We start from the raw sequence: 6674 nt of genomic DNA on the forward strand, positions 1-6674 counted from the left end.
GGATACCAAACTTGGCATATTCGTTGCATAAATGGGGTTATAGGGTTATAGACCAGAATGCCTATAACCCACATTTTCGGCGTTTCGGTAACAAAAAAGGGTTCCGGCGAACTGCCGAAACCCCTGATGGCGGAGGATGCGAGACCCCAACCTTCAGTCCGGCTCCGCCTTACTGCCGCTTGGGGTTTGCGGGATTTGCGCGCTCGCCGTACCACCTTCATTACCACGTCCACGGCGTGTCGTGACGGGGCTTCACGGTGTTGCGCGGCGTGGAATCCACGTGAGTTCGCTGCGTCGATGGCTGTGTTGCGGCATCGCTTTTGCTGAATTCTACGCTGAATACACTGAATTCAGTTATTCAACACTGAATTCAGTGTAGACGTAGCGAATCGGTAAGGCGATTCCGACTGTTGTCCGTTTTGTCAGGAATCGGTAGCATGGTGACAAGGCAAGGAGGAACCATGACTGCTGTACTTGAAATGCCGCGCGCCGAGGGGACGACGATCCCGCGTGGTGACCGTGCGCTCGTCGGTTCGGACGGTGATGTGGTGGAGTTGAGCGCCGAGGCGTATGAGGTGGCGTTGAACGCGGCATTCGGTGTGATGGGGCGCCGCCGCATGATCACGACCGGTGAGGCGGCGAAGTTGCTGAACTGCTCGGCGCGCACGGTGTCCCGCATCCTCGATTCCGGTAGGTTGCCGTTCACCCGCAATGGCGCCACGGGCCGTCGCATGGTGGATGTGGTCGATGTAATGGACTACCAGAAGCAGGAACGCGAGCGGATGGAACGCTCCCTGGCCTCAATGCGCCGCGCGGCCTCGGAGATGGGGTTGTATGACGAGGACGATGCCGCTTATGTCGCCGATTTCGACTGACGGACCGGAGACGATATCGTGACAAAACCCGTCGTATTGCTCGACGCCAATGTCTTTCCCGCGGTCTGGCTGCTCGACATCATGCTCACACTGGATGAGGAGCAAGTGATTGACGCCGTATGATCCGAACGTATTTTGGAGGAGGTGCGTCGCTCGCTCATTGAAATACGCAACCGTACGCCGGAACAGGCGGATCGTCTGCTCTCGTTCATCACGCCGATGAATCCCACCCATTGCGTCTACGGCTGGGAACATCTTGAAGCGGCGTTCGATCTGCCGGACCCGGACGACCGGCACGTGCTCGCCGCTGCCCTGTCCGCCGGCGCCGATTACATCGTCACGTACAACCTCAAGGATTTCCCGCCGCGGAGTCTCGAACGGTATATGGTGGAGGCCGTGCATCCGGACGAGTTCCTGAGCCTGATGCTCAAGCGCGACCAAGCCGGCGTCGTGAATGCGATGAACGCTGTCGTGTCCAGTAAGGACAATCCGCCACGTACCATGACCGAGGAACTGGCACACTTGCGCAAACTGCGCCTGAACGGATTCGCCGATGACATGGAGCGGATAACCTGTTAGGGCGATGGTTTCTTCCGTCGTTCAAACTGTCGGCGTCATATCGCATTTGGGGCCCATAACCCCTAAGCGGATTCCGGCTGATACGAAAAGCCGGAATCCTTTGGAAATCAAGGGTTCCGGCGATGGCGGAGGATACGAGATTCGAACTCGTGAGGGCTATTCACCCAACACGCTTTCCAAGCGTGCGCCATAGACCACTAGGCGAATCCTCCGTGTGCACTAGCCAGCACGTGAGAACGCTCGCTAGGCAACTCGAATAAGATAACACAGGATTCCGGTGTCGCCAACTTGGCGTGTCAGATCGGCGTGTCGCGCTGGCGCGCCGATCCGACACTCACCTCACTCCCCGCCGCCCTCACTCCCCGGCGATCAGCCGGCAACCAGCGCCATCGCCTCCTCCATTGTGGGGCACTCAGGCGCGCCGCTGCCCTCGTTGGCCCGGGACACCGCGATCGATGTGGCTGCGTTCGCCAGCTCCACCGCATCCTCCAGATTCGCGCCGCGTGCCAGCATGGCGCACAACGCACCCGTATGGCATCGTCCGGCGGACTGGGTGTGCAGCGCCTTGGTCGCATATCCCTCGATATGCATCAGCGAGGAGCCGTCGGCGTCGCCATCGTCCCCGGGTTCCCACAGCCACGCGCCCGTAGCCCCGGTGCGCACGATCAGCGGCGCATCCAGCACCGCGCCCAGCCCGTCGCACAGTTCCGGCATCGCGGCGTCGGTGCTGCCGTTCACCGTAATCGGCTCGGGTTCGGTGATCGCCACCCCCAGCCGATGGGCCAGCATCCTCGCCTCCTCCTTGTTACACGACCAGATCGGCCGCGCCAGAATCAGCGTCTCCAGCAGCGAATCATTGAGATGCCCGCTCATGCCCATCGGATTGAACACCAGATGGAACGGTCGGCGCGGCGGTCGTTCCACATCGGACTGTTCCGCCTCGGACATGTGACCGTCGGTCTCCGCACCGCCCGGTTTCACGCCCAGCGCCGCCGTCTCATCGGCCAGCAGATGATGCCGATCGCCCTCGCTGCCGCCGAGACCGTCCCCGTAATCGGCCCAATGCGCGTCCGTCCGCCGCAGAAACGCATACACCGCGCTCGCCGTCCGGTTCACCAGCGTATTGCCGCTGATCTGCACCACGTCACCCGGCGCGGGCTCGATCATGTCGAACGCGTCCGCCTCGCCATGCGCCTCCGCGCCGTACGAGACGATCACCGTCTTTCGGGTGCCGCCGTCGCCGACGATCACGCGGAATCCGGAATCCTCGTCAAGCCGGTCCTGACCGATATGCGTGATCCCGTCCCGTTCCATGGCCATGCGGATCATGGTGGCCCACGGTCCGTTGCCGATCACGCCGGCGTGCTGCGATTCGACCCCAAGCCGTGCGGCCGCCTGCAGGGTGCCGTAGCTGCCGCCGACCGTCATGTAGTTGCGGTCGGCGAAGGAGAATCCGCCCGGATGAGGCAGCTGCCCCACGCTGATCATGATGTCCGCGGCCACTTCGCCGAGCGAGATGACCCGGCCGGTGCCCCCGCGGTTGCCGGTGCGGTCGTCTTCCTGCCTCGGGGTGTTGCTGATGACTGACATGGTTGCCTCCTTGGAACATGACCGTGCTGTGGGGCCAAGGGAGTCGGCGTTCGGATGCGGCGTGCGTCGTCGGATCATCACATCGTCGAATATCGGGAAATATTGCGATCGGTCTGCCTCGGGCCCCTTCGCCTTCGGTCTTGACTCTGGTTCTCATTGTAGGTTCTGCGGTCCGGCGGAACAATAGACATTGCGGATGATTGTGCCGTCTTGCGGGGGTCGGTCCCGCGACGATCAGGTCGATGGGAAAGTTCTGGTTGGGGGGCTAAGCTGGGGGCGATTGTTCATCAGAGAGGGGTTTGAGATGAGTGGACGTCGTCGCGGCGTGTTGGGCCGCGTCACGGTCGGGGTGATCGCCGCCATCGGGGTATTGCTGCCGATGGGTGTGGCGAACGCCGCTGAAAGTGCAACAACAGGGAGCACGGCGGGTCAGACTACGGCGGGTCGGACCGTGACAGACCAGACTGCGGAATCGGTTTCCTTAGCAGTGGCAAAACAGGGGGTTTCCGGAGTCGGGACCGTGGCGAAGGACGATGCGACCGGGGTGACCGGCGTGGCCAAGGATCATAAGCCCGCGACCCGGGAACAGTCGTTTGCGGGACTGAACGGGGGCGCGTCCGGCCAGCCGGGAAAGTCCGGCAAATCCGGTGGTGGTTCGGCGTCCGCGTCGGGATCGTTGACCGCGGGAGCCGATCTGACCGGTCTGGCGACGATCGGCGTGACCTGGACCCAGACCGATATGACCGATCTGTCGAAGGCCCCGGCCCTGCAGATCCGGTACCGGCAGGGTGGATCGCAGCAGCATGGGTCATGGACCGGTTGGATCACGATCGACGCCGTTGATGAGGATCAGGGCGTGATGGGCGTGAGCGCGCCATACTATGTGGGCGATGCGACCCGCGCCGAGGCGCGTCTGACCCCGAAGGCCGGACAGACCATCACCGAGGCGAAACTGGTGACCGTGGACTCTGGATATTCGGCGTCGTCGCGATCGGGATCGTCCTCGGAAACCGAGTCCGCAACCAACGGTAGCGCTTCCGCAACCGATGGTAGCGGGGTCTCCGGCGGCGATTCGCAGACGACCGAGGCCGCAAACACCTACACGGGTCGCATCCACACCCGCGAGGAATGGTGGAACGACAGCAATCCGCCGACCACCTGGCCGCCGGACCGCAGCGGCGAATGGTATGGCGCCACCGTGCACCACGCCGACATCAGCAACCGGTATTCCCGCGCCGAAGTGCCGGCGATCATCAACGGCATCTACAACTTCCACACCTCCGCGGCCAACGGGGGCCGAGGATGGGGTGACATCGGTTACAACCTGCTGGTCGACAAGTACGGCGGCATCTGGGAGGGACGCAGCGAAGGCGTCGCAAATCAGGTGGTACAGGCCAGCCGCGTAATCGGCGCCCACACCCGCAGCTTCAACGCCGCGACCTTCGGCGTCGTGCTGCTCGGCACGCATGAGACCACCGGGCCGACCACCGCGGCGATCAAATCGCTGTCGGCGGCGATCGCATGGGAGTTTCAGGGACTGGGCATCAAGAACGCCAAGGATTCGTTCCAGTATCGGGGCCGGCAGGACCGCATCACCGGTCATGGTGCCGCATCGCATCACTCCGATCCGGCGAATTACACCGACTGCCCGGGCAAGCAGGTGTGGGCCCGCATGGGCACGATCCGCAACACGGTGCAGCTGATGCTCGACGGGCCGCAGACCGGCAACCCGGTGTATCGCGTATACAACCGCAATTCCGGACTGCACCACTACACTACGTCGTTCGCCGAAGTGCTGAACGCGGTGGCTGCGGGATGGCGGTATGAAGGGGTGTCGTTCCATGCGGCCGAATGGGGTGCCAAGGGTACCGTGCCGGTGTTCCGCGAATACAATCCGAATAACGGCAACCACAATTGGACGATGAACCGCGCCGAACACAATATGCTGCTCCGGGCCGGGTGGCGCAGTGAGAAGACCGCGTGGTACGTCGACCCCTATGGGCCGACCAACGTGTATCGACTGTACAACCCGAAGCGATACCAGAAGATGCGCGACGGACGCGGTAACGGCGGCGGCGAGCATGTGTACACCACCAGCTACGGCGAATATCTGGCCGTGGTGAAGGCCGGATGGCACGGCGAAGGCGTGGCCTGGCGGAGTCGGTGATCGTAGATTGAGGGGGTCTTGCTCCCGCCGGACGAACAGTCCAGTGGACTGCCGGTGGACTGTTCGTGGCAGTGCGCCCTTACCGGGTGCACGTTGCACATGCTCCCGCTGGCGGGAGCTGTCCGGCTGTGCCGGACTGAGGGTGGTCAAATTGTCGCTGAGTTCGACCACCCCCAGTCTGCCTACGGCAGCCAGCCCCCGCCTGCGGGGGCAAGACGAAGCCTAGGGAATCGCAGGCTTGCAATAAAAGACGGCCCCGCTGAAGCGGGGCCGCGGGTTGATGGTTTCGGGCTGATGAGGTGACGGGCGAAGCTTCGCTACATCACCCTCATCAGTCGGCTCACGCCGACAGCTTCCCCTTAGGCTGAGCCTGTCAAGAAAACGCCAGCGGCGTTTTTAGGGCTCAGGCGAGCCGACAGGCGAGCGAAGGCCCGAAGCACTTCGCCCCCCCCCAGAGAGGGAAGGCAAGGTGTGTCATCACAGGCTCGTCCCGCAATTGAGGACTTGCCTTACGGCAAGCGCTTTGCTGGCTTCGGGCCGCCGGCGGCGACGGCCCTTCGCAAAAGCCTGATTGAAGGCAGTGCCTTCAATTACAGGCTTGTCCCGCAATTGGGGACGGCCCCGTCGAAGCGGGACCGCGCTTTGTTGGCTTCGGGCCGCCGGTAGTGGCGGCCCTTCGCAAAAGCCTGATTGAAGGCAGTGCCTTCAATTACAGGCTTTTCCATGCGACGCCCTCGCCCTTCCAGCCGGCACGCTGGACGCCTACGTACTCGCCGTAGCTCATCGTGTACACGTGCTCGCCGGAGTTGCGGTTGTACAGACGGTAGACGTTCTTGCCCGAGCTCGGTGCGTACCAGGCGACGCCCTCGTCCTTCCAGCCGAGGCGCACGAGCATGTCGTGCTCCTTCTTGTTCATCGTCCAGTTGTGGTTGCCGTTGTGACGGTTGTACTCGCGGTACACCGGCTTGGCGCCCGCAGTGCCCTTGGCCACCGTGATGAACGACGTGCCCTCGTTACGCCAGCCGAGGCGCACCAGCATGTTGCGCTCCGAGGCGTTCGTGGTGTAGTGGTGCAGACCGGAGTTGCGGTTGTACACGCGGTACACCGGCACCTGCTTCACCACCGGCTTGGCCGCCACGCGAACCGTCGCACGGGCCTTCACGCTGGTGCCAGCAACCGTGCCGGTCACGCTGAACGATCCGGCCTTCGCATACTGGCCCGAGTAGATGTACGGCCACGTCACCTTGACGTTTCGGGTCACGCCATCCGAGTACACGGCTTTCACCGTTGCGGGCAGCTTCGGCGCGGTCTTTGCCGTCGTGTTCACGGTGATCGCCGGAATCGACTTGACCACCGGGGTCACCTTCACGGTGGCCTTGGCCTTCACGCTGGTGCCGGAGACGGTGCCCTGCACGACGAACGAGCCGCCCTTGGCGAACTGTCCGGAGTAGATGTAGGGCCAC

General features: G+C 63.1%; 4 protein-coding genes, 1 tRNA gene and 1 pseudogene. 3 read left to right on the plus strand and 3 right to left on the minus strand.

What is annotated here, in order from left to right; genetic code table 11:
- The first annotated feature begins 461 nt into the window (after positions 1–461).
- Both CSQ87_RS05095 and CSQ87_RS05100 read left to right on the plus strand, forming a co-directional pair.
- Positions 462–875: a helix-turn-helix domain-containing protein gene (locus CSQ87_RS05095; RefSeq protein ID WP_100512802.1), complete on the plus strand. Its 414-nt coding sequence runs from the start codon at positions 462–464 to the stop codon at positions 873–875.
- Between the two features lie 135 nt (positions 876–1010).
- Complete coding sequence (locus CSQ87_RS05100) at positions 1011–1454, plus strand: VapC50 family PIN domain-containing toxin (protein ID WP_279324841.1); 444 nt, start codon at positions 1011–1013, stop codon at positions 1452–1454.
- A gap of 123 nt (positions 1455–1577) precedes the next feature.
- Here the strand turns inward: CSQ87_RS05100 and CSQ87_RS05105 are convergent.
- Positions 1578–1666 (minus strand) — tRNA-Ser (locus CSQ87_RS05105).
- Between the two features lie 157 nt (positions 1667–1823).
- Entirely contained in the window at positions 1824–3044 is a 1221-nt protein-coding gene (locus CSQ87_RS05110) for a PfkB family carbohydrate kinase (protein WP_165776745.1), read from the minus strand.
- A 520-nt stretch (positions 3045–3564) separates the two neighbouring features.
- Here CSQ87_RS05110 and CSQ87_RS05115 point away from each other — a divergent pair.
- Positions 3565–5211: an N-acetylmuramoyl-L-alanine amidase gene (locus tag CSQ87_RS05115; protein ID WP_165776746.1), complete on the plus strand. Its 1647-nt coding sequence runs from the start codon at positions 3565–3567 to the stop codon at positions 5209–5211.
- Between the two features lie 709 nt (positions 5212–5920).
- Here CSQ87_RS05115 and CSQ87_RS11290 read toward each other — a convergent pair.
- A pseudogene (locus CSQ87_RS11290) lies at positions 5921–6674 on the minus strand (Ig-like domain-containing protein); the annotation flags it as partial.

This window comes from Bifidobacterium simiarum, from assembly GCF_002802905.1.
Classification (GTDB): Bacteria; Actinomycetota; Actinomycetes; order Actinomycetales; family Bifidobacteriaceae; genus Galliscardovia; species Galliscardovia simiarum.